The sequence below is a fragment of the Mycolicibacterium helvum genome (genome assembly GCF_010731895.1).
In the GTDB taxonomy this organism is placed as follows: domain Bacteria; phylum Actinomycetota; class Actinomycetes; order Mycobacteriales; family Mycobacteriaceae; genus Mycobacterium; species Mycobacterium helvum.
This window is the reverse complement of sequence record NZ_AP022596.1, coordinates 2764115-2785687: the sequence shown is the minus strand read 5'-3', so window position 1 is coordinate 2785687 and position 21573 is coordinate 2764115. Positions and strand designations below refer to the sequence as shown.

The following is a 21573-nucleotide window of genomic DNA, read 5'->3' as shown; positions in this document are numbered from 1 at the left end:
CTTGTGACCGATCTGCTGCGCAACCAATCGGGTACTGCCCGCGATCGCGAACCGCACGAGCCGGTCGCGGAGCTGGAATTCGAGGCCGCGATCGCGCACAACGTGCGGCTACTGCGTCAGCAGTTGGGCTTGTCGGTGGCCGATATGGCGACCAGGGTCGGTATCTCCAAGGCGATGATGAGCAAGATCGAGAACGCCCAGACCTCACCGAGCCTGTCCACGCTGGCGCTGTTGGCGAAGGGTTTCGACGTTCCGGTGACCACGCTGTTTCGCGGTGCCGACGTCGAGCGTCCCGCCGCCTTCGTGAAGTCCGGCACCGGCGCGCGGATCGTGCGTAACGGCACCAGGGAGGGCCACGAGTACGAACTGCTGGGCTCGCTGCGGGGCGAACACAAGCGCCTGGAATGTCTGCTGGTCACCCTGTCAGAGAAGAGCAAGACCTACCCACTGTTCCAGCATCCGGGCACTGAGTTCATCTATGTGCTCGAGGGCGTTATGGACTACGCACACAGCCGCTCGGTGTACCGGCTGCATCCGGGCGACTCCCTGCAGATCGACGGGGAGGGCGCACACGGACCAGCGGACCTGATTGAAGTGCCGATCCGGTTTCTGTCGGTTATCGCGTTCCCAGACTCCCAGGTTTGACGGCTCGCGCCGACTTCCCCTTGCCCGACCACGACGTCTCCGGAGCGTTCGCGCCCGCCTTGCGCCCGGCACCGGACCGCTCGGTGGCCGCGGATGCGGTCTTGGAAGCACTGGCGGCAGCTTGCGGCGCCCGAAGGGTCCGGCTAACCGCGGTAGCCAGGGACGACTGCGCGGCCGCAGGCGAAACCGTGTCTTCGGTCGGCCGCGGTGCGCTGGCGGACGGCTCAGACGACGAGGGTGTCGTTATCCGTAGCGCCGCCGCGATCGCCGACCGCACCTGCAGCAGATAACCCAACGGCCCGGGGTTCAGCAAGCCGAAGGACAGCTGGAAAAGGGGGCTGGAGCAGCAGTTCAGGGTGGTGTTGAGATACACGGCCGGCACGTCGATGAACGCCTGCAGCACGGTCTCTGGAGTAGATGGGTACCTGGCCGTGTCGGCGACCAACTCGATGATCGTGACGGCGGGCGCGATGAACGGCCCGATGAAGCTGAGCGGCACCAGAAGCGCCAGACTGGTCAGTGTGGTGCCGACCGCGACAACGTGTTCGCCGATCGTCTGCACGACCTTTGCGGGACTGCCACCGTCCTGGCCGGCCAGCCAACGCCCGTAGGTGGTGACGTTCGATGCGAGCTGGGTCAGGATCGGCGTGGAAGCGGAGCTGGCGAGCAAGGCCTTCAGGTTGGTCAGATCCTCGGTGACATTGGCGTCGAGGTCCTGCCAGGCGCCGGCGAGGACGACGGGTGAGGTGCGCGTCACCGGCAGCGGGGCGGTGACGGGCAGCGGCGCCAGGACGATGGTGGTGGCAGCGGTCATCGCGAACCCGGTAGCCAGCATGGAGCGAACGCTCAATTGCACGAATAAACCCCCGATCACGGCTTACGACGCCGTCAATTTACCTTGTCGGCGAATCCTTGGGCGCAGAACGGGCGCTGCGCGCCTGGCTGGATCGACGTTCGGCCGCGGGGCGCTTCCCGACCGTTTTCGAACCCGTCTGGCTCGCCGCTTCAACCGGGCGCTTGGCTGAGGGATGTACCGCGGCAGGGTGCACGCGGGGAGCCCGCGACCCAGGCTTTGGTCTCAGAAGCGGCGGCACATTCCGGCGCGGCCGCACAAATTCACCAACTCGACTTTTGGCCAGTCGGCACCCCGGGAGTACAGTACGAAACTGTGCAGCGGGTGCTCCTTCTCGGACGCCGCGACGGGGTCTGATCCAGACTGGCTTCCCGTCGCGGGTATTCGCGATGCGCCGGTCTGAAGTCCAATCCAAGACATCCCGGAGCCAATCGTGACCACCCAGAAACCGTCCACTGAATCTGTAGACGCCTACGTATCTGCCCGCACCATCAAGACCCCCGCCGGCCCGCGCCGTGCCGGCCAGCCGTCCTGGAACACCCAGCGCGCGTCGTCGATGCCGGTCGACCGATACCGATCGTTCGCTCACGAAGTTGAGCCGATCACCCTGCCGGACCGCACCTGGCCAGACAAAGTCATCGAACACGCGCCGATGTGGTGTGCAGTTGACCTGCGCGACGGCAACCAGGCACTGATCGACCCGATGAGCCCGGCCCGCAAACGCCGCATGTTCGAGCTGCTGGTCAACATGGGCTACAAGGAGATTGAGGTCGGCTTCCCATCGGCCAGCCAGACCGATTACGACTTCGTCCGCGAAATCATCGAGCAGGGCGCCATCCCTGACGACGTCACCATCCAGGTGCTGACGCAGTGCCGCCCCGAGTTGATCACCCGCACCTTCGAGGCGTGCGCCGGAGCGCCGCGCGCCATCGTGCACTTCTACAACTCGACGTCGATCCTGCAGCGCCGGGTCGTATTCCGGGCCGGCCGTGAGGATGTCAAGAAGATCGCCACCGACGGCGCGCGCTTGTGCGTCCAGGAGGCGGCGAAGTATCCCGGTACCCAGTGGCGCTTCGAGTACTCCCCCGAGTCCTACACCGGCACCGAGCTGGAGTACGCCGTCGAGGTGTGCAATGCCGTCGCCGACATCGTCAAGCCCACCCCAGAGGTGCCGCTGATCGTCAATCTGCCCGCCACCGTCGAGATGGCCACTCCTAACGTGTACGCCGACTCGATCGAGTGGATGCACCGGCACCTCAACCCTCGCGACTCGATCATCTTGAGCCTGCATCCGCACAATGACCGCGGAACTGCTGTTGCGGCAGCCGAATTGGGCTATCAGGCTGGCGCAGACCGCATCGAGGGCTGCCTGTTCGGCAACGGTGAGCGCACGGGCAACGTATGTCTGGTGACGCTGGGACTGAACCAGTTCTCCCGCGGGGTGGATCCACAGATCGACTTCTCCAATATCGACGAGATCCGCCGCACCGTCGAGTACTGCAACCAGCTGCCCGTGCACGAACGCCATCCGTACGGTGGCGATCTGGTGTACACCGCATTCTCGGGCAGCCACCAGGACGCCATCAACAAGGGCTTGGATGCGATGAAAGTCGCAGCCGACGAGGCGGATTCCGATGTCGACGACATCTTGTGGCAGGTGCCGTATCTGCCGATCGACCCCAAGGACGTCGGCCGTACGTACGAGGCCGTGATCCGGGTCAACTCGCAGTCCGGCAAGGGCGGGGTGGCCTACATCATGAAGGCCGATCACGGGCTGGTGCTGCCACGCCGGCTACAGATCGAGTTCTCCCAAGCGATCCAAGCGATCACCGACGGTGAGGGCGGCGAGGTGTCACCCAAGGAGATGTGGGACGCGTTCGCCGACGAATACCTATCGCCCGTCCGGCCTTTGGAGCGAATCCGCCAGAAGGTGGTCGGCGCGGAGGTCGACGGCGGCACCGACGTCATCGAGGCCGTCGTGAAGATCGACGGGGTGGAGACCGAGATCAGCGGCGAGGGCAACGGTCCGTTGGCGGCGTTCGTCGACGCGCTGGGCACGGTCGGATTCGACGTGAGTGTGCTGGATTACTCCGAGCACGCAATGTCCGCCGGCGAGGAGGCCGCGGCGGCGGCCTACGTCGAAGCGTCCATCGGTGGGCGCACGGTGTGGGGCGTCGGCATCGCGACGTCGATCACCACGGCGTCGCTGCGGGCCGTAGTCTCAGCGGTGAACCGCGCAGCGCGAATCGGTGTTATCCCAACAAGTTAAGGAGTAAGCCGTGGACTGGGGTTCGACATGGGATTTCCTCTGGCACTTCCTGATCATTTTCGCCTGGATCGCCTACCTGCTGGTGTTGTTCCAGATCCTGGTCGACCTGTTCTGGCGTGATCACACGACATCCGGCTGGCTCAAGGCCGTCTGGGTGATCTTCCTGATCGTGTTCCCATGGGTGACCGCGCTGATCTACCTGATCGCGCGGGGTCAGGGGATGGCCCAGCGCGCTCGCGACGCTGCGCTGGCTGCCAAACAGGAGACCGACGACTACATCCGGGACGCTGCCGGGCGTTCGCCCGCGCAGGAGATCGAGCACGCCAAGCAGCTCTTGGATGCCGGGACTATCTCGCAGCAGGAGTTCGACGCACTGAAGACCAAGGCCCTCAGCTAGTCGAAGAACACCGCGTCGAGCACGCGGTCGATCAGCCCGGCTTGGTCTTGCCCGTCGGACTGATCGACCGTGACGCTCAGCTCTGAACTGGTCCCGACGAGTTGTCGGCGGGTTTGACGCCACAGCAGTACTGCACCTGCCCGACGAACCGCAGCCGACGAGCTCCCGTTACGGAGCAGTGAAATCCGCTCAGCCGGATAAGTTCGGGCACCTCGCCGGCCGTCGTATGCACGCGCCCGTGTGTGTGGACGACGTCGACGACGTGTATCTCACCCCCTGGCTTGAGGACCCGGAACGCCTCAGCCAGCGCGGCCGCCTTCACGTCGTGGTCGAGGTGATGCAGCATCATCGACGACAACACTCGATCGAAGGCGCCCTCGGCGTAGCGCAGCTGCTGGGCGTAACCCTGCTCAAAGTGAACCCCGGGTCGGTCACCGGCCTTGCGGCGGGCCCGGTTCAGCGCGCGTGGATCGGGATCCAATGCGGTCACCTCGGCGGCTGGGACGGCCCGGATCGCTCGGATCGCTACATTGCCCGTCCCACACCCCACCTCGAGCACTCGCGCACCGTCGAACAACGAGGCCTGTGCGATCAGCTGATCGTAGATCGGACCTGCGCCCAACACCCAGGTCAACAGGTCGTAAGCGGGTAGCAACCGATCGTGGCCGGCGGCAGGAAGGTAATCGTGATCGTTACCCCACCTGCCGACCACCGAATGTGGACGATTTTTGGTCATGTAATCCATCGTGGCTGCACTGATCGAACAAGTCTTGTGCGATCTTCGGCAAAAACCGGACTATATTTGGCCAATGGTCCCGGCCCCCCGCCGGGTACGCCATCTCGACGGTGTACCCGTCTACGAGTACCCCACCGACCCAGCGTTCCCGCCGGTGTCCGTATTGCGCCTGCACCCCGATGGGCCGCCCGAGAAGTCCCGGCACATCCACGGCTTCCCGATCATGACGTATCTTCCGGACACGGGATCGGTGTGCATCGTCGCCGCAGGCGAGACGATCGACCCAGCGGCCGTTGACGATTCCTCGAACGGCTTCGCGGTGTTATTCGACCCCGCCGCACTCGGTGACGGGGCCCATTCGCCGTTTCCGGCCTGGCGGCGTCATCCGCTGCTGTTTCCGTTCCTGCACGGACGACCGGGCGGGATTCTTCGTCTCCGTGTTCCGAATGATCGGAAACAATTTTGGGACAGTACGATCCATTCCATCGAAGCCGAAATCACTGCTCGCCGCGACGGTTACCGGCCGGCGGCGCTGGCTCAGCTCACCTTGCTCCTCATCGACCTGGCCCGGATGACCGGAGACATGGCCGACGATCTGCGCCGGTGCGGCGAGCCGCTGATTGCCGACGTGTTCACGGTGATAGACCGGCGAATCGAGAAGCCCACCTCACTGCGGGACGTCGCACGGGAACTGGGCCTGACTCCAGGGCATCTCACCACCGTTGTCCGCCGTCGCACCGGCCGCACCGTCGGTGAGTGGATCGTCGAGCGCCGGATGGGTCAGGCGCGAATCCTGTTGCGCGATACCGACCTCAGCATTACCGAGGTCTCCCGACGGGTCGGAATAGCAGACGCCGGCTACTTCGGGCGGGTATTCCTTCGCAACCACGGTGTTTCGCCACGCCAGTGGCGCAACCAGGAGGCCCCGCCAAGCGGTAGATAGCGGGAGCTCAGTGGATCGACGAAGCTGTTGTTGTGGTTACACCCCCCGAAACCTCCGCCGGCGACGGCGCTGTGGGCGTGGGGAATTTCGACTCCTGCCCGGAATCTGCGGAGGTGCGGTTGAAGGTGGAGCCGCTAATGGCGGCGGTGACGGCGAATATCGCGAGCAGCGCGATTGCCGCCGCCCCTACGGTGGCGGCGAGTAGTTTTTTCATGTCGGAGCTGCCTTCTGTCAAGAAACACATTGTCAGTGGGCCCAACGTCACGGTACGCCAGCATATTTCGATTACAAATAAACCTCAGGGGGTTGACCAGAGACACACAGGAGGCTCTGAGGGTCAGCCCGCGGTCCAGCTAAGGGCGTTGCGGCGCATGCTGAGCCATCAGGGGTGGGATCTCGGCGGCGGGGACAGGCTTACCGAAGTAGTAGCCCTGTCCGATGTCGCAGCCATGCTCGCGCAGCCATGCCGCTGTCTCGGCGTCTTCGACACCTTCGGCGACCACCGTGATCCCGAGGTTGTGGTTCAGTTCGATGACTGCACCGACCACCGCGGCAGCCCGCGTGTCGGTGGCAACCGACGCGATGAAGTGGCGATCGAATTTCACCTCATCAATCGGCAGATCGCGCAGATAACTCAAAGCTGAATAGCCACTGCCGAAGTCGTCGATGGCGATCCGAACCCCGTCGTCGCGAAGTTGTTGCAGTACTGCGGTAACCCGACCCACCTCGTCAAGGACCAGATCCTCGGTGATCTCGATGGTCAGCAGCCGCGCCGGAAGATCACGTTCCCGCAGGGCCCCACTCACAGCCTCGGGCAGTCGCAGATCGCGGAGCAGTGGCGCGAACAGGTTTACCGCGACAGGGACATCCAGCCCCATCGACATCCATCGGGCCGCGTCATCGAGCACCTTCTTGAAGACCAGATCGGTCACCGGACGCATCAGACCATGCCGCAGTATCAAGGGCAAAAATGCCGCTGGCCGAAGAACTTTCAGCCGTGGATGGGGCCATCGCAGGAGCGCCTCCACCCCTACTATTCGACCGGTTCTCAGGTCCAACTTCGGTTGATACACCATCTCGAGACCACCGCGGTCGATGGTGCGCCGCAATTCGCCCAGTAACCGTACCTGTGCCGCACCATTCCCAACCGAACGGTTCTCGCCGGTGCTCGTCACTTCCTCGATGCCTGGATCGAGCAGCGTCATGTCCGAGCTGAACGTGTGCACCGTCGAATCGCGCGAGCGTTTGGCGAAGTACATCGCGATATCGGCGCGCTTCACCAATTCCTCTGGCGCCAGTTCTGTTTCAGCCAGAAGTGTGACCGCCATGCCGGCGCTCGGACGCATCAGCACTTCGTGGCCGTCGATGACGAACGGGGTATCGAACGACGCGATCACCCGCTCGCAGACCAGGTGAGCCTCGTCGGCTCCACCCTCGATCAGCAAGGCGAATTCATCGCCGCCGAGCCGTGCGACGGTATCGCCGGGCCGCACACAACCGGCGATGCGTTCACCCACCCGGACCAGAAGGCTGTCGGCGGCAGGATGCCCCATGCTGTCGTTGATCAGCTTGAAGTCATCGAGGTCCAGCGAAACCACCGCCACCGCACGATCGTCGCGGCGGCGCAGTGCCATCGCGTGCGCCAGCCGGTCCTGGAACAGGGTGCGGTTAGCCAGCCCGGTCAACGGATCGCGCAACGCCTGATCGGCTGCGGCCGTGAGCAATCGGCGGTTCTCCCACCCCGAAAGCACCTGCCGGACGCAGATGAGCGCCATCAGCACCGGAACCCCGATCTGCAGGACTCCGGTGAGAGCCAGTGCCGGCCCGACGGTGCCGGCGATGAACAGCGGCACGTAGGGCAACCACAACGGGATCGACGATTGCGCTGTGTTCGACGGCGGACTGGGTAACCGCGGTTGCCTACTGAGCAGTGCGGCCGCACCGAAGCACACCATCCCCAGCACCCAGCCAAGACTCGTGAGGTGCCCGGGGTAATAGCGGTTGGAGAGTTGGAGAAAGGCGAACGCGACCCCGGAAAACGCCATCAGCGTGACCGCAGCCATGAGCAGCCACATCACCACGCTGTTTCCGGCGCCGGACCGGGCGACGAACACGACCGCGGCCACGAAGATGAACAGGATGAACAGCGGATACAGCAGCGCGCGAGCCTGTGCGACGCTGTCCACCCGGGTGGCTTGGTAGACGTTGCCGAGGACTGCCACCCACAGCACCAGAAACAGAGCCACGGCGGCGATCAGCGCGTCGAAAAGCACTCGCGTCCGTGAGCCCTGCATCGGTTCGGCGGGAAACCGCACGAACGCGACGCAGACCAGCACGACGAAACCCAGGTAGAGGAAGTCCGCGGGAGACGGGAACAGCGAGCGATGCAAGACAAGGGTGTACAGCGCCCTGGTCAGCTCCCCCGCCGTCCACGCTGCCAGGGCGATCGTCAAGCTGGTCCAGGCGGTGCGGTTTCGCCCGTGGGCGGCGCGAGCCGCAACTCCTGAGCACACCGCCGCGTACGCCCCGTATGCGGCGAAGGCCAACGCGTCAACGATCCGAACGGTGTTGTCGCCGCCCCATTTGAAGGCAAACCCCAGGGCGAGTAGCAGACAACTGACCGCCGAGGACAAAATCGGCAAAGCCGATCGCGGCGTGCCCCTGCGATCGTCCACCTATATCACCACCCGCTGGCGATGCTAGCGAAGCCGACCCTCAGAACAGCGCGAACTGCTGACCTTGATCGACCGAGGGGACGAACTCGTCGATCCCGGTGCCGTTGGCCACCGAGGCGACCGAATCCATGAACTGCCCGTCGGAGACCACCGGTACCCCGAGCTCACGGGCCAGATAGCCCTTGCCCTGTTGAGGGGTCCGTTCGTTGCAGATCACCAATGACGTCTGTGGGTCGACGGCATCGGCGTAGGCCAGCCCGGCGTGAATGATCCGCTCGACAAGTTCCTCGTGCGTGCGGTTCACCTCGGCCGACAAGGCAACCCGCATGCCCTGGACCAACGGTCCACCCCGCCGGTACGGCCCGGGGTTCAGGTAGGGACAGGGCATCCGGGAGGCCAGCATCTTCAACGGCCGCAGTTCGTCGTGGGTGACCCGGCCGTTGGGCCAGCGGCGCCGGGTCGCGGGACGCACCGGCAACCACGTCTCGCGTTCGCGAGCCCGCTGCAGCGCGGGAGCGAGCACCCGGGACAACACCAGGGCGTCATCAAAAGCGTCGTGGGCGCGGGTCTGCGGCACGGCCCAGTGCCGGGCCAGGGTCTCCAGCCGTAAGTTCTCCAGCCCGAGGTCCAGGCGGCGGGCCAACTCGACGGTGCACATCACCGTGTCGACCGGCAGCGCGGTCTCGGCCAGCTCGGCCTCACTGGCCAGGAATGCGTAGTCGAACGCCACGTTGTGGGCGACCAGGGTGCGGCCGTGCAGCAACTCGATGACGTCGGGGGCGATATCGGCGAACGTCGGCTGATCCTCCAACATCTCGGCGGTCAGGCCGTGGATGTGGGTGGGGCCGGGATCCACGCCGGGATTGAGCAGACTGACCACCGAGTGTTCGACGCGCCCTTCTGGGTCTAGCGCGAGGGCAGCCAGGCTGATGATGCGGGCGTGGCCGGGCCGAAACCCCGTGGTCTCGACATCGACGACGACCCAGCCATCGCCCGGCTCGCGGGCGGGTCGACCCCAGGTGTGGCTCACACAGTCAGGATGGCACGCAGGTCCGACAGCGCCCGGGACATCGAATCCGTGTCGGCCGGCCGCGTGGAGTCCGCATAAACTTGCATCCCAATGCCCAAGCCGACGATGACACTGCGGGGCCGCGCTGCGCTGGCCGCTGGTTCCGCCGCGCGTTGGGCCTCCCGGGCGACCGGACGCGGTGCCGGCGCCATGATCGGTGGCCTGGTCGCGATGACCCTGGATCGCTCGATCCTGCGTCAACTCGGCGCCGGCCGTCGCACTGTCGTCGTGACCGGCACGAACGGCAAATCCACTACCACCCGGATGACGGCAGCGGCGCTGGCCACCATCGGCCCGGTCGAGCCGCAAGGGCGACGACATCAGACCGTCGCCACCAATGCCGAGGGCGCCAATATGGACGCTGGCCTGGTGGCCGCGCTGGCCGGCTCCCGCGACGCGTCGCTGGCCGCGCTCGAGGTCGACGAGATGCACGTCCCGCACGTCGCCGATGCGGTCGACCCCGCGGTGATCGTGCTACTGAATCTGTCGCGCGATCAGCTGGACCGGGTGGGTGAGATCAACCACATCGAGCGCACCCTGCGCGCCGGCTTGGCCCGTCACCCCGATGCGATCATCGTCGCCAACTGTGACGACGTACTGATGACCTCGGCGGCCTACGACTGCCCTCGCGTGGTGTGGGTGGCTGCCGGCGCTGGTTGGGCCAACGACTCGGTCAGCTGCCCGCGTAGCGGCGAGGTGATCGTGCGCGACCACTCGCACTGGTACTCGACAGGAACGGATCCCAATGTCGGGCCCGGCGGCCCTGCGTCCTTTAAGCGCCCTGATCCGCAGTGGTGGTACGACGACGCGAAGATCTACGGGCCAGACGGCCTCGAGCTGCCGATGCGACTGTCGCTGCCGGGAAAGGTCAACCGAGGCAACGCCACTCAGGCTGTGGCGGCCGCAGTCGCGCTGGGCGCGGATCCCGCTGCGGCAGTGGCCGCCGTCGCCACGGTGGACGAGGTCGCCGGCCGCTACCAGACCGTGCCGGTGGGCGAGCACACCGCGCGCATCCTGCTGGCCAAGAACCCGGCCGGGTGGCAAGAGGCGCTGTCGATGGTCGACGCCACCGCGCAGGGGGTGGTGATTTCGGTCAACGGTCAGGTACCCGACGGTGAAGACCTGTCGTGGCTGTGGGACGTCAACTTCGAGCATTTCGAGGGTGTCCCCGTCGTGGCCGCCGGGGAGCGCGGAACCGATCTGGCGGTGCGGCTGGGCTATGCCGGTGTGCCGCATACGTTGGTGCACAACACTATTGATGCGATCAAGTCATGCCCGAAGGGGCACGTCGAGGTGGTGGCGAACTACACCGCTTTCCTGCAGCTGACGCGCGCTTTGGGGCGGATGCAATGACGGATTCAACGGTACGGATTGGGCTGGTGTTGCCCGACGTGATGGGCACCTACGGTGACGGTGGGAATGCCGTCGTGCTGCGACAGCGGTTGCGGCTGCGCGGGATTGCCGCCGAGATCGTCGAGATCACGCTGGCCGACCCGGTGCCCGACTCGCTGGACCTCTACACCCTCGGCGGCGCCGAGGACTACGCGCAGCGACTGGCTACCAAACATCTTCTGACCCATCAGGGTTTGCAGCGCGCTGCGGCCCGCGGCGCTCCGGTGCTGGCGATCTGCGCGGCGATTCAGGTGCTGGGTCACTGGTACGAGACGTCGGCCGGCGAGCGGGTCGAGGGTGTCGGCCTGCTCGATGTGACGACGTCCCCGCAGGCCAGCCGGACCATTGGCGAAGTGGTGTCCACTCCATTGGTCGACGGTATGACGCTTGCGCTGACGGGCTTCGAGAATCACCGTGGTGGAACGGTTTTGGGACCGGATGCGCGGCCGCTGGCTGCGGTGGTCAAGGGCGCGGGCAACCGCGCAGGCGACGGCTACGACGGTGCGGTGCAGGGCAGCGTGGTCGCAACCTATCTGCACGGCCCGTGTCTGGCGCGCAACCCCGAACTGGCGGATCTGCTGCTGTCGCGCGTCGTCGGGCCGCTGGAGCCGCTGGAGCTGACCGAGGTCGAGCAGTTGCGCCGCGAGCGGCTGGCCGCCCCCCGCCGCGCTTGATCCCTCTGCGCCCAAACCGACATTACGCAGCAAAAGTGCGAGTAGATTGGGACATTTCGTCGATCTCGGCACCACCTCGACGAAGAAAAGCCTCCTTCGCCCGCCACAGCACCTCAGCTTGTCTGTCTTCTGCGATGACCCGAATGACTTCCCACCCGTGCCGTTCAATCATCGGCAGACGTCGAACGTCTCGGACGTATTGACGACGGTCGCTGCGGTGTTGGTCGCCGTCGTATTCGAAGGCAAGCTTGAGGTCGCGATATCCCATGTCGAGAAAGGCGATCGGAACCCCGCCCTCGAGAATCGGAATCTGGGTCTCGGGTGCCGGTAGTCCACCGTCGATCAGAAGCAAGCGCAGCCAGCTTTCCTTCGGCGACTCCGCGCCATTATCAATCAGCGGTAGCAGGTCCCGAAGTTGACGTACACCCCTGACAGGCCCGTACCGGTGGATCATCATCTCCACATCCGCGGCTGCGAATGGGGCTGCTCGCGTCAGCGCGTCCAGGCGCGCCAACGCCGCTGCGCGCTTGAGGTACCTACCCATGTCGAAGGCAGTCCTCGATGGCGTTGTGACGAGAAGGCCGTCGACGCTTTCGACTTCGTCGTCGGCGAGACGATCCATTCGAACGATCAGCCCGGGCTGTCGCCGTCGTTCATTAACGAGCACTTCGATCGGTTCATCGTCGTCGACCCAATTCGCCCCGTGGAGCGCAGACGCCGCCACGCCGGCGATCACTCCCGTCCGGTCGGTGTAAAGCCACGCCCCATACGCGTAGTCACGCAGTGACGGCGAGACGTACTTCGGGACGTACACGCCCCGGAACATCGGTCGATACCAGCGCTGTAGATCATGGCGTGACAGGCCGTCGGCCAGCGCTTCTCTGCCTAGAAACACTTCACTCATGTCGGCATCGTTGCTGCAGGGTCTGACACCTTGCCCAGATCGACGAAATGTCGCGATCTACTCGCACTTTTGCTGCGAAATGTCGGTTTGGGCGTAGAACTAGACCATCTGGCGGCGGCCGGATAGGGCGCGGCCCAGCGTCAGCTCGTCGGCGAACTCCAGGTCACCGCCCATCGGGAGGCCCGACGCGATGCGCGACACGGTGAGCCCGGGGATATCGCGGAGGATCCGCACCAGGTAGGTGGCCGTCGCCTCACCCTCGGTGTTCGGATCGGTCGCGATGATCACCTCGGTGATGTCCACTCCGTCGACTCGTTCACCAATTCTGTTGAGCAACTGACGAATTCGCAGCTGATCCGGCCCGACTCCGGACAGCGGATCCAGTGCGCCGCCCAGCACGTGATAGCGCCCGCGGAACTCCCGGGTGCGTTCGACGGCCTGCACGTCCTTGGGTTCTTCGACCACACACACCTGCGTCCCATCCCGGCGTGCGTCGCTGCAGATTCGGCAGCGCTCGGCATCGGAGACGTTGCCGCACACCTCGCAGAACTGCACCCCGTCGCGAACCCTGCCCAGCGCCGCGGTCAGTCGGTCAATGTCCGGCGGCTCCACCGACAGCAGGTGGAACGCGATCCGCTGCGCACTCTTGGGACCGACGCCCGGCAGCTTGCCGAGCTCGTCGATCAGATCCTGGACCGGGCCCTCAAACATGGCGGTACAAAGAAGTCAGGCCTCCGGCAGACCCGGTGCAGCCTGCCCGGCCAGCGGACCGAGATGGGTCTGCGCCAGGATGGCGAACTGACGCGCCGCGTCGGCGATCGCGCCGACGATCAGGTCCTGCAGCGTTTCGACGTCCTGGGGGTCGACGACCTTCGGGTCGATCCGCACCGCGGCCACTTCCCCGCTGCCCTTCATGGTCACCTGCACCAGCCCACCGCCGGCCTGACCGTGTACCTCGGCGGCCGCCAGCGCCGCCTGGGCCTCCATCAGCTTCTGCTGCATTTCCTGGGCCTGCTGGAGCGCGGCTTGCAGACCTGGCATCAACTGGTCACGCATCTCCTCGGCCCGCTCGCGAAATCCCTCCAGGTTGGGTATCTCACCGGGTTGCATGACAGTCTCCTTGCGTCTAGGTCTCGACTTGGTTGCGCCTGCGGATTTGGGCGGTCAGCGACTTCAAGCCTAGACGGCGAAGAGTTACGGTGACGCGCGTGCTTATGTCCACCCGCACGCGTGTCGTCGCCGCAGCATGCACCGCCATGCTGCTGGCCGCGTCGACGGTGACCAGCCCCCTCGCCCACGCCGTACCCAACATCGCCGGAATGATCGTCTTCCTCGACCCCGGCCATAACGGCGCCAACGACGCATCGCTGACCAAACAGGTCCCCACGGGCCGCGGCGGCACCAAGGACTGCCAGACGTCGGGCACCACCACCAACGACGGGTTCCCCGAGCACACCTTCAACTGGGACACCGTGCTGTTGATCCGCCAGATGCTGAGCCAGCTCGGTGTCCGGACCGCCATGTCCCGCGGTAACGACAACCAGGTCGCGGCGTGCGTCGACGAACGCGCGGCGATGGCCAACGCCCTGGCACCCAACGCCGTGGTGTCCATCCACGCCGACGGCGGCCCGGCGACCGGCCGCGGCTTCCACGTCAACTACTCCAGCCCGCCGCTGAACGAGGCGCAGGCCGGGCCCTCGGTGCAGCTCGCCAAGATCATGCGCGATCAGATGGTCGCCTCCGGGCTGCCGGCCGCCAACTACATCGGCTCCGACGGTCTGTACGGGCGCTCCGACCTCACCGGACTGAACCTGGCCCAATACCCCTCGGTGCTGGTCGAATGCGGAAACATGAAGAATCCGGCCGACTCCGCACTGATGGAAAGCCCCGAGGGCCGTCAGAAGATCGCGTCCGCGGTGGTCCAGGGCATCGCGGCGTTCCTGGCCACCCAACCGGCCAGGACCAGTTAGGCCGCTACTTGCTCTCGATGGCCTTCTTCAGGTTGGCCAGCACCTCGTCCTGAATCCGGCGCAGCCCCAGCGGCGCGAAGGTCTTCTCGAAGAAGCCCCCGATGCCGCCCGCACCGTTCCAGGTGGTCTTGACGGTGACGCTGGAGCCGGGGCCGGCCGGTGCGACGGTCCAGTTGATCACCATCGACGAGTTCGCGTCCTTCTCGATGACGGTGTGACCGGCGACGTCAACGGCGACCTGCACCTCACGCACCCGCGACTTGGTGGCCTGCAGCTTCCACTTGGCGACAGTGCCCTGACCCTGGCCACCCTGCAGCACCTGATACTCGCTGTACTGCGGCGACAAGATCTTCGGGCGCACGCCCTGGTAGTCGGCGATCGCGGCGAGCACGGTCGCGGGTTCGGCGTCGATCAAGATCGTGCTTGCGGCGCTGACCTGTCCCATCAGGTAATACTCCTCGGGTGACGGCGGTTTTGAGTGTGATCCACCAGCCATGCGGTCGCATCGGCTGTGGCTGCGGACTAGCGTAGTCGTGTGCCTGTTTCCACAGCACTGACAGCTCACTCCGAAGGCGTGGACCGGCTCCTGGCGAGCTACCACGCCATTCCTACGAACGCCTCGATACGCCTGGCCAAACCCACGTCCAATTTGTTCCGCGCCCGCGCCAAACGCACCGCCCCAGGCCTGGACGTCTCCGGTCTGACGGGCGTGATCTCCGTCGACCAAGCCGCCAAGACCGCCGACGTTGCCGGTATGTGCACCTACGAAGACCTGGTCGCCGCGACCTTGCCCTACGGCCTGTCGCCGTTGGTGGTCCCGCAGCTCAAGACGATCACCCTGGGTGGCGCAGTCACCGGACTGGGGATCGAGTCCGCCTCATTCCGCAACGGCTTGCCGCACGAATCGGTCATCGAGATGGACATTCTCACCGGGTCCGGCGAAGTGATCACAGCCAGCCGCGAACAGCACCAGGACCTGTTTCGAAGCTTCCCCAATTCCTATGGCACGCTCGGCTATTCGGTGCGACTGCGGATCGAGCTGGAATCGGTCAAGCCGTTCGTGACGCTCAAGCACCTGAGATTTCACACGTTGGCCGACCTGATCGCCGCGATGGACCGCATCATCGAGACCGGTGGATACCAAGGAGTCCGGGTCGATTACCTCGACGGCGTGGTGTTCAGCGCCGACGAGAGCTACTTGTGCCTGGGCATGCAGACCGCAACCGCCGGAACGGTCAGCGACTACACCGGTCAGGACATCTATTACCGATCCATCCAGCACCCCGACGGGGTGAAGGACGATCGTCTGACCATCCACGACTACCTGTGGCGCTGGGACACCGACTGGTTCTGGTGCTCGCGGGCGTTCGGCGCGCAGAACCCGAAACTTCGCCGGTTCTGGCCACGGCGCTACCGGCGCAGCAGCTTCTACTGGAAGCTGATCGGCTACGACCAGAAGTACAACATCGCCGACCGGATCGAGGCCCTGGGCGGCCGGCCGCCCCTGGAACGGGTGGTCCAGGACGTCGAAGTGCCGATCGAACGCACCGAAGAGTTCCTGAACTGGTTCTTGACCGACGTCCCCATCGAACCGGTCTGGCTGTGCCCGCTACGACTACACGACGCGGGGGGCTGGCCGCTGTACCCGCTGCGGGCCGGGCACACCTATGTGAACATCGGATTCTGGTCATCAGTCCCGGCCGGGCCGACACCCGGCCACACCAATCGGCTCATCGAGGAGAAGATCAGTGATCTCGACGGCCACAAATCGCTGTATTCCGACGCGTTCTACAGCCGTGAAGAATTTGACGAACTCTACGGCGGCGAAACGTATAACACCGTAAAGAAGACCTACGACCCCGATTCACGGCTGCTCGACCTCTACGCAAAGGCGGTGCAACGACAATGACGACCTACCGTGACAACGCGGCCAACGCGCCGCGCAAGTTCAGCCTGGCCGAGATCCTGGAGATCCTCGCTGCCGGCGGCGAGCTGCCCCTGAAGTTCAGCGCCTACGACGGCAGTAGCGCAGGCCCTGCCGACGCCGCGCTGGGCCTGGACCTGCTCACGCCGCGCGGCACTACCTACCTGGCCACCGCACCCGGTGATCTGGGCTTGGCCCGCGCCTACGTCGCCGGCGATCTGGAGATGCATGGCGTGCACCCCGGCGACCCGTACGAGTTGCTCGTGGCACTTGCCCAGAATCTCGACTTCAAGCTGCCGCCGCCGCGGGTCCTGGTCGACATCGTGCGCTCTATCGGCATCGAGCACCTCAAGCCGATCGCCCCGCCGCCGCAGGAGGCGCTGCCGCGGTGGCGGCGCTTCGCCGAGGGCCTGCGCCACAGCAAGCGGCGCGACGCCGACGCCATCCACCACCACTACGACGTGTCCAACACGTTCTACGAGTGGGTGCTCGGCCCGTCGATGACCTACACCTGCGCCTGCTATCCCAGCGCCGAGGCGACGCTTGAGGAGGCTCAGGAGAACAAGTACCGCTTGGTGTTCGAGAAGCTGCGCCTGCAGCCCGGTGACCGGCTACTCGACGTCGGCTGCGGCTGGGGCAGCATGGTGCGCTACGCGGCCCGCCACGGAGTGAAAGCCATCGGGGTCACGCTGTCACGCGAGCAGGCCGCCTGGGCGCAGAAGGCAATCGCCGAACAAGGTTTGGCCGATCTGGCCGAGGTACGCCACTGCGACTACCGCGATGTGCTGGAGAGCGGTTTCGACGCGGTGTCCTCGATCGGCCTGACCGAGCACATCGGAGTGGCCAACTACCCGGCATACTTCGCGTTCCTGCAAACCAAGCTGCGCACCGGTGGTCTGCTGCTCAATCACTGCATCACCCGCCCGGACAACAAGACCGGTCCCAGCGCCGGCGGTTTTATCGACCGCTATGTCTTCCCCGACGGGGAGCTGACCGGTTCCGGGCGCATCATCTCCGAAGCCCAAGACGTGGGTCTGGAAGTGGTGCACGAGGAGAACCTGCGTCACCACTATGCGATGACGCTGCGCGACTGGTGCCGCAACCTTGTCGAACACTGGGACGAGGCCGTCGAGGAGGTCGGCCTGGCCACCGCCAAGGTGTGGGGCCTCTACATGGCCGGGTCACGAGTTGGCTTCGAAACCAATGTGGTTCAGCTGCACCAGGTGCTGGCGGTCAAACTCGACGAGCGGGGCGGCGACGGCGGGCTGCCGCTGCGTCCGTGGTGGAGCTCCTAACCTTTTGGTTAGGAGTTAAACCGCCGAGCCGGGTAGCTGACCGCCGCAGCGATTCTTGATGTCCACCAACGGTTGTCGAATGCCGGTGATGTCGGACGCCGTCTGCGGGTTGGCGGCCATGTAGGCCTTCACCCTGGCACGCACCTGATCACGCGGTAAACCGGCCATGCTCGTGAAGAAGGCGTTGACGTCGGGATGGGTGAACAGGTAGGCCGATGTCGCGGCCTGCACACCCATGCGCACGCCTTCCATATCGGCGGCCGTACAGTTGGGCGGCGCATCAGGATCTGCTGCCGCAGATGGGATCTGGCCGAACATGGCGGCGGCAATCGCGCCGCATCCGGCCAGCGCAGCCACCAGCCGGCGAGTGTCGATGCTCATGCGTCGACGGTAGGGGCCTGCGGACAGGCGCGCTTCACAGCACAGGAAAGCCACAGGGCGTGGCGAGACCTCTCACAGGGCCCTCAGCCGTCGATCTTGCGGGCGCCCAATTCGCTTTGCAACAGCTCGAGGGCAACTTCCTCGGGATCGCGCCGCGGCGCAGCGTCGTCGCGACCAACCTCGGCGATCATGCTGTCCTCTTCGGCGCGCTGCGCATCCACCGGGTCCGGCTCGGGCTCCGGCGGCAGCGGCTCGGCCTCCTGAACCGGCTGGCCGACGCCAACCTCGCAGCGCACCCGCCAGTCCACGCCGAGCGCGTCCTTGAGGGCATCACGAATCACGTCGGCGTTGCGCTGCTCACCCAGCCGCTTGGCCAGTGGCGCCGACGGGTGTCCCAGCACCAAGGTGTCACCATCGACTGCCCGAACGATCGCGGCATCCAACATGGCGTAGAGAGGCTTACTGCGATCACGGACTTTCTCCCGCACCGTCGGCCACATGCTGCGCACGGCCGCCGCGCCGGGCTCCCCCACGGCAGCAGCAGGTGGCGCGGCGGGCTCGGGTGCCGGCTTCGGGGGCTCTGGTGCCGCCGGCGGCGCCGGCGCGATCCTGGGCGCTTCAACGACCGGCTCCGCTTTCGGCGCCTCGACGACCGCGGCAGGCCGGGCAACGGGTTCGGGCCTCGCAACGGGTTCGGGCCTGGCAACGGGCTCCGGTGAAGCGACGGGCTCGGGCGCCGCAACCGGCTCGGGCGTGGGCTGCGCAGCGGCCGGTGCCGCCTGCGTCTTGCGTACGTATTGCTTGACCGGCGCGGCCGCCGGCGCGCCGGAACTCATCGCGGCCTCGCCGGCGGGTATCGAGATGTCCATCCGGGTCTCGATGCGTTCGATGCGCTGCAACAGTGCTGACTCGGTGTCGCTGGCCGACGGCAGCAACAACCGGGCGCACACCACCTCCAGCAACAGTCGTGGAGCCGTCGCACCGCGCATCTCCCCCAGGCCGGCGTGCACCACCTCGGCGTAGCGCGTCAGCGTCGCGGGGCCGACGCGAGTGGCCTGGTCACGCATCCGGTCCAGGATGTCATCGGGCGCATCGACGACGCCTCGGCTGGCAGCATCCGGAACTGCTTGCAGCACAATCAAATCCCGGAACCGTTCGAGCAGGTCGATGGCGAACCGACGCGGATCGTGACCGGCGTCGATCACCGACTCCACGGCGCCGAACAGCGAGGCGGCGTCGCCGGCGGCCAACGCGTCCACCGCGTCGTCGATCAGGGCGACATCGGTGGCACCCAGCAGCGCCAGGGCGCGCTGGTAGGCGACATGATTGCCCTCCGCACCGGCGAGCAGCTGGTCGAGGACGCTCAAGGTGTCACGGGGCGAGCCGCCACCGGCGCGGATCACCAGCGGATACACCGCATCGTCGACCTCGACGCTCTCCGAGGCGACGATCTTCTCGATCAACGCGCGCATGGTCTTCGGCGCCAGCAGCCGGAACGGGTAATGGTGGGTCCGCGACCGGATCGTCGGCAGCACCTTCTCCGGCTCGGTGGTGGCGAACACGAAAATCAGATGCTCGGGTGGCTCCTCGACGATCTTGAGCAGCGCGTTGAAGCCGGCGTTGGTGACCATGTGCGCTTCATCGATGATGAAGATGCGGTAGCGCGATTGCGCGGGCGCGTAGAACGCCCGGTCACGCAGTTCGCGAGTGTCGTCCACACCGCCGTGGCTGGCGGCGTCGAGTTCGGTGACGTCCACGCTGCCGCCGCCGTTGGGGGCCAGTGCCACGCACGAGCCGCACACCCCGCACGGGGTTGGCGTCGGGCCCTGCTCGCAGTTCAGCGAACGGGCGAGGATGCGCGCGGAGGATGTCTTACCGCAGCCGCGCGGACCGGAGAACAGATACGCGTGGTTGATCCGATGCGCCGACAACGCGGTCGACAGCGGTTCAGTGACGTGCTCCTGGCCCACCACCTCGGCAAAAGTTGCCGGCCGATACTTGCGGTAGAGCGCCACGGGTGAAGGCTACCGACCTTGTGTGACAGCGGTGGACCCCAGCAGGGACTCGGTGGCCGCCAGCAACGCACAGGTGGCCAGTCCGTCGATCGCGTCGGTCAGATCCGACACTGGCGGGAACGTCGGAGCGATGCGAATGTTCTTGTCGTCCGGATCTTTTCGGTACGGGAACGATGCGCCCGCCTCGGTGACGGCGATACCGGCGTCCTTGGCCAGCGCGACGGTGCGCTTGGCCGTCCCGGGCAATACATCGAGGCTGATGAAGTAGCCGCCCTTGGGTTCGGTCCAGGACGCGATCTTGGAATCCGAGAGCCGCGTGTCGAGGATGTCCAGGGCCAGCGCGAACTTCGGCGCGAGCAGCTGCTGATGGCGCAGCATGTGCAGGCGCACCCCGTCGGCGTCGGAGAAGAACAACAGGTGCCGCAGCTGGTTGACCTTGTCGGGACCGATCGACTTCTTCCCGGCGTATTGCAGGTACCACGCGATGTTGCCCAGCGAGCCACCGAAGAAGCTCACCCCGGCTCCGGCGAAAGTGATCTTCGACGTCGAGGCGAACACATAGGGCCGGTTGGGATGACCAGCCGCCTCCGCCAGGCCGAGGATGTCGACCTGCCGGGGGAAATCCAGCGTCAGAACGTGCACCGCGTAGGCGTTGTCCCAGAACAGCCGGAAATCCGTTGCGGCGGTGTGCATTTGCACCAGTCTGCGGACGACTTCCCAGGAGTAGGTGGTTCCGGTCGGGTTGGAGAACATCGGTACGCACCACATGCCCTTGATCGCCGGATCGGCGGCGACGAGTTCCTCGATGAGGTCGACGTCGGGGCCGTCCTCGAGCATCGGGACACTGATCATCTCGATGCCGAAGCTCTCGGTGATCGCGAAGTGGCGGTCGTATCCCGGTGCCGGGCACAAGAACTTCACCACCGGTTCTTCGATCCACGGCCGCGGCGAGTCCACGCCACCGTGCAGCAACGAGAACACGACGATGTCGTGCATCATCTCGAGGCTGGCGTTGTTGCCGGCAATCAGGTTGGGCACCGGGATGCCGAGCAGTTCGCCGAAGACCGACCGCAGCCCGGGAAGTCCGTGCAGGCCGCCGTAGTTGCGGGTGTCGGTACCGTCCTCGTCCCGGTACTGCTCGCCGGGCAGGCTCAGCAGCGGGTTCGACAGATCGAGCTGCTGGGCCGACGGCTTACCGCGGGTGAGGTCCAGGGACAGCTTCTTGGCCTGCAGGTCGGCGTAGTTCTGCCGCTGCAATTCATACTGGGCCTGCAATTCGTCGGGGCCCAGGGACAAAAACGACACCATGCGCCTTTCAAGAGGGGGACCCCGCGCACCCGCCAGAGCCCATTGACCCTTGCTGCCTTCCGGCCCTGGGGGAGTTCACAGGATAGACGCCGCGCGGGGTCCATCGCGAGTGTAATACCCACC

General features: G+C 65.7%; 21 protein-coding genes and 1 other RNA gene. 9 read left to right on the top strand and 13 right to left on the bottom strand.

What is annotated here, in order from left to right; all coding sequences use genetic code 11:
* Nucleotides 1-3: 3 nt before the first annotated feature.
* On the top strand, nucleotides 4-645 hold the full coding sequence (locus G6N38_RS12930; RefSeq protein ID WP_163747904.1) for a helix-turn-helix domain-containing protein: 642 nt from the start codon (nucleotides 4-6) through the stop codon (nucleotides 643-645).
* Here G6N38_RS12930 and G6N38_RS12925 read toward each other — a convergent pair.
* Nucleotides 617-1501: a hypothetical protein gene (locus G6N38_RS12925; RefSeq protein WP_163747902.1), complete on the bottom strand. Its 885-nt coding sequence runs from the start codon at nucleotides 1499-1501 to the stop codon at nucleotides 617-619. The genes G6N38_RS12930 and G6N38_RS12925 overlap by 29 nt on opposite strands.
* Before the next feature lie 430 nt (nucleotides 1502-1931).
* On the opposite strand from G6N38_RS12925, the gene leuA reads away from it, so the two are divergent.
* On the top strand, nucleotides 1932-3767 hold the full coding sequence (gene leuA, locus G6N38_RS12920; RefSeq protein ID WP_407662970.1) for a 2-isopropylmalate synthase: 1836 nt from the start codon (nucleotides 1932-1934) through the stop codon (nucleotides 3765-3767).
* Nucleotides 3768-3777: 10 nt separating this feature from the next.
* On the top strand, nucleotides 3778-4164 hold the full coding sequence (locus tag G6N38_RS12915) for an SHOCT domain-containing protein (RefSeq protein WP_163747900.1): 387 nt from the start codon (nucleotides 3778-3780) through the stop codon (nucleotides 4162-4164).
* 76 nt (nucleotides 4165-4240) lie between these two features.
* Here the strand turns inward: G6N38_RS12915 and G6N38_RS12910 are convergent, their stop codons facing one another.
* Nucleotides 4241-4900: a class I SAM-dependent methyltransferase gene (locus tag G6N38_RS12910; RefSeq protein WP_163747898.1), complete on the bottom strand. Its 660-nt coding sequence runs from the start codon at nucleotides 4898-4900 to the stop codon at nucleotides 4241-4243.
* 73 nt (nucleotides 4901-4973) lie between these two features.
* On the opposite strand from G6N38_RS12910, the gene G6N38_RS12905 reads away from it, so the two are divergent.
* Nucleotides 4974-5843 carry a helix-turn-helix transcriptional regulator gene (locus G6N38_RS12905; RefSeq protein ID WP_163747897.1) on the top strand — a complete coding sequence of 290 codons (870 nt, stop codon included), beginning with the start codon at nucleotides 4974-4976 and terminating at the stop codon, nucleotides 5841-5843.
* A gap of 7 nt (nucleotides 5844-5850) precedes the next feature.
* Here the strand turns inward: G6N38_RS12905 and G6N38_RS12900 are convergent, their stop codons facing one another.
* The 3 genes from G6N38_RS12900 to G6N38_RS12890 all read right to left on the bottom strand — a co-directional run bounded on the left by G6N38_RS12900 (nucleotide 5851) and on the right by G6N38_RS12890 (nucleotide 9548).
* Nucleotides 5851-6078, bottom strand: coding sequence for a hypothetical protein (locus tag G6N38_RS12900; RefSeq protein ID WP_163747895.1), 228 nt, complete (start codon nucleotides 6076-6078; stop codon nucleotides 5851-5853).
* 118 nt (nucleotides 6079-6196) lie between these two features.
* Nucleotides 6197-8518 carry a putative bifunctional diguanylate cyclase/phosphodiesterase gene (locus tag G6N38_RS12895; RefSeq protein ID WP_163747893.1) on the bottom strand — a complete coding sequence of 774 codons (2322 nt, stop codon included), beginning with the start codon at nucleotides 8516-8518 and terminating at the stop codon, nucleotides 6197-6199.
* A 40-nt stretch (nucleotides 8519-8558) separates the two neighbouring features.
* Complete coding sequence (locus tag G6N38_RS12890) at nucleotides 8559-9548, bottom strand: DEDDh family exonuclease (protein ID WP_163747891.1); 990 nt, start codon at nucleotides 9546-9548, stop codon at nucleotides 8559-8561.
* A 90-nt stretch (nucleotides 9549-9638) separates the two neighbouring features.
* Between G6N38_RS12890 and G6N38_RS12885 the strand changes: the two genes are divergently transcribed.
* A complete protein-coding gene (locus G6N38_RS12885) occupies nucleotides 9639-10940 on the top strand; it encodes a Mur ligase family protein (protein ID WP_179968515.1) in 1302 nt (433 codons plus the stop codon).
* Entirely contained in the window at nucleotides 10937-11653 is a 717-nt protein-coding gene (locus tag G6N38_RS12880) for a type 1 glutamine amidotransferase (protein ID WP_163747890.1), read from the top strand. The genes G6N38_RS12885 and G6N38_RS12880 overlap by 4 nt, the downstream gene beginning before the upstream one ends.
* A 22-nt stretch (nucleotides 11654-11675) precedes the next feature.
* Here G6N38_RS12880 and G6N38_RS12875 read toward each other — a convergent pair whose 3' ends face one another.
* The 3 genes from G6N38_RS12875 to G6N38_RS12865 all read right to left on the bottom strand — a co-directional run bounded on the left by G6N38_RS12875 (nucleotide 11676) and on the right by G6N38_RS12865 (nucleotide 13613).
* A complete protein-coding gene (locus G6N38_RS12875; RefSeq protein ID WP_163747888.1) occupies nucleotides 11676-12557 on the bottom strand; it encodes a type IV toxin-antitoxin system AbiEi family antitoxin in 882 nt (293 codons plus the stop codon).
* A 99-nt stretch (nucleotides 12558-12656) separates the two neighbouring features.
* A complete protein-coding gene (gene recR / locus G6N38_RS12870; protein WP_163747887.1) occupies nucleotides 12657-13268 on the bottom strand; it encodes a recombination mediator RecR in 612 nt (203 codons plus the stop codon).
* Between the two features lie 15 nt (nucleotides 13269-13283).
* Nucleotides 13284-13613, bottom strand: a complete 330-nt coding sequence (locus G6N38_RS12865) for a YbaB/EbfC family nucleoid-associated protein (protein ID WP_163751978.1) — start codon at nucleotides 13611-13613, stop codon at nucleotides 13284-13286.
* Nucleotides 13614-13771: 158 nt separating this feature from the next.
* Here G6N38_RS12865 and G6N38_RS12860 point away from each other — a divergent pair, with 158 nt between their 5' ends.
* Nucleotides 13772-14527, top strand: coding sequence for an Rv3717 family N-acetylmuramoyl-L-alanine amidase (locus tag G6N38_RS12860; protein ID WP_163751979.1), 756 nt, complete (start codon nucleotides 13772-13774; stop codon nucleotides 14525-14527).
* Between the two features lie 4 nt (nucleotides 14528-14531).
* On the opposite strand, the gene G6N38_RS12855 is transcribed toward G6N38_RS12860, so the two are convergent.
* Nucleotides 14532-14972: an SRPBCC family protein gene (locus G6N38_RS12855; RefSeq protein WP_163747885.1), complete on the bottom strand. Its 441-nt coding sequence runs from the start codon at nucleotides 14970-14972 to the stop codon at nucleotides 14532-14534.
* Between the two features lie 90 nt (nucleotides 14973-15062).
* Here G6N38_RS12855 and G6N38_RS12850 point away from each other — a divergent pair, with 90 nt between their 5' ends.
* Together G6N38_RS12850 and G6N38_RS12845 are read left to right on the top strand one after the other, a co-directional pair.
* Nucleotides 15063-16436 (top strand): FAD-binding oxidoreductase, encoded by a 1374-nt coding sequence (locus G6N38_RS12850; RefSeq protein WP_163747883.1) that lies wholly within the window; start codon nucleotides 15063-15065, stop codon nucleotides 16434-16436.
* Nucleotides 16433-17746: a class I SAM-dependent methyltransferase gene (locus G6N38_RS12845; RefSeq protein ID WP_163747881.1), complete on the top strand. Its 1314-nt coding sequence runs from the start codon at nucleotides 16433-16435 to the stop codon at nucleotides 17744-17746. Before G6N38_RS12850 ends, G6N38_RS12845 begins: the two co-directional genes overlap by 4 nt.
* Nucleotides 17747-17761: 15 nt before the next feature.
* Here the strand turns inward: G6N38_RS12845 and G6N38_RS12840 are convergent, their stop codons facing one another.
* From G6N38_RS12840 to ffs, 4 genes are all read right to left on the bottom strand, one after another.
* Entirely contained in the window at nucleotides 17762-18127 is a 366-nt protein-coding gene (locus G6N38_RS12840; protein WP_163747879.1) for a heme-binding protein, read from the bottom strand.
* Nucleotides 18128-18210: 83 nt separating this feature from the next.
* Complete coding sequence (locus tag G6N38_RS12835; RefSeq protein ID WP_163747877.1) at nucleotides 18211-20142, bottom strand: DNA polymerase III subunits gamma/tau; 1932 nt, start codon at nucleotides 20140-20142, stop codon at nucleotides 18211-18213.
* Nucleotides 20143-20151: 9 nt separating this feature from the next.
* A complete protein-coding gene (locus G6N38_RS12830; protein ID WP_163751977.1) occupies nucleotides 20152-21447 on the bottom strand; it encodes an aspartate aminotransferase type Ic in 1296 nt (431 codons plus the stop codon).
* A gap of 13 nt (nucleotides 21448-21460) precedes the next feature.
* An RNA gene (ffs, locus tag G6N38_RS12825) (signal recognition particle sRNA small type) lies at nucleotides 21461-21555 on the bottom strand.
* Nucleotides 21556-21573 lie beyond the last annotated feature (18 nt).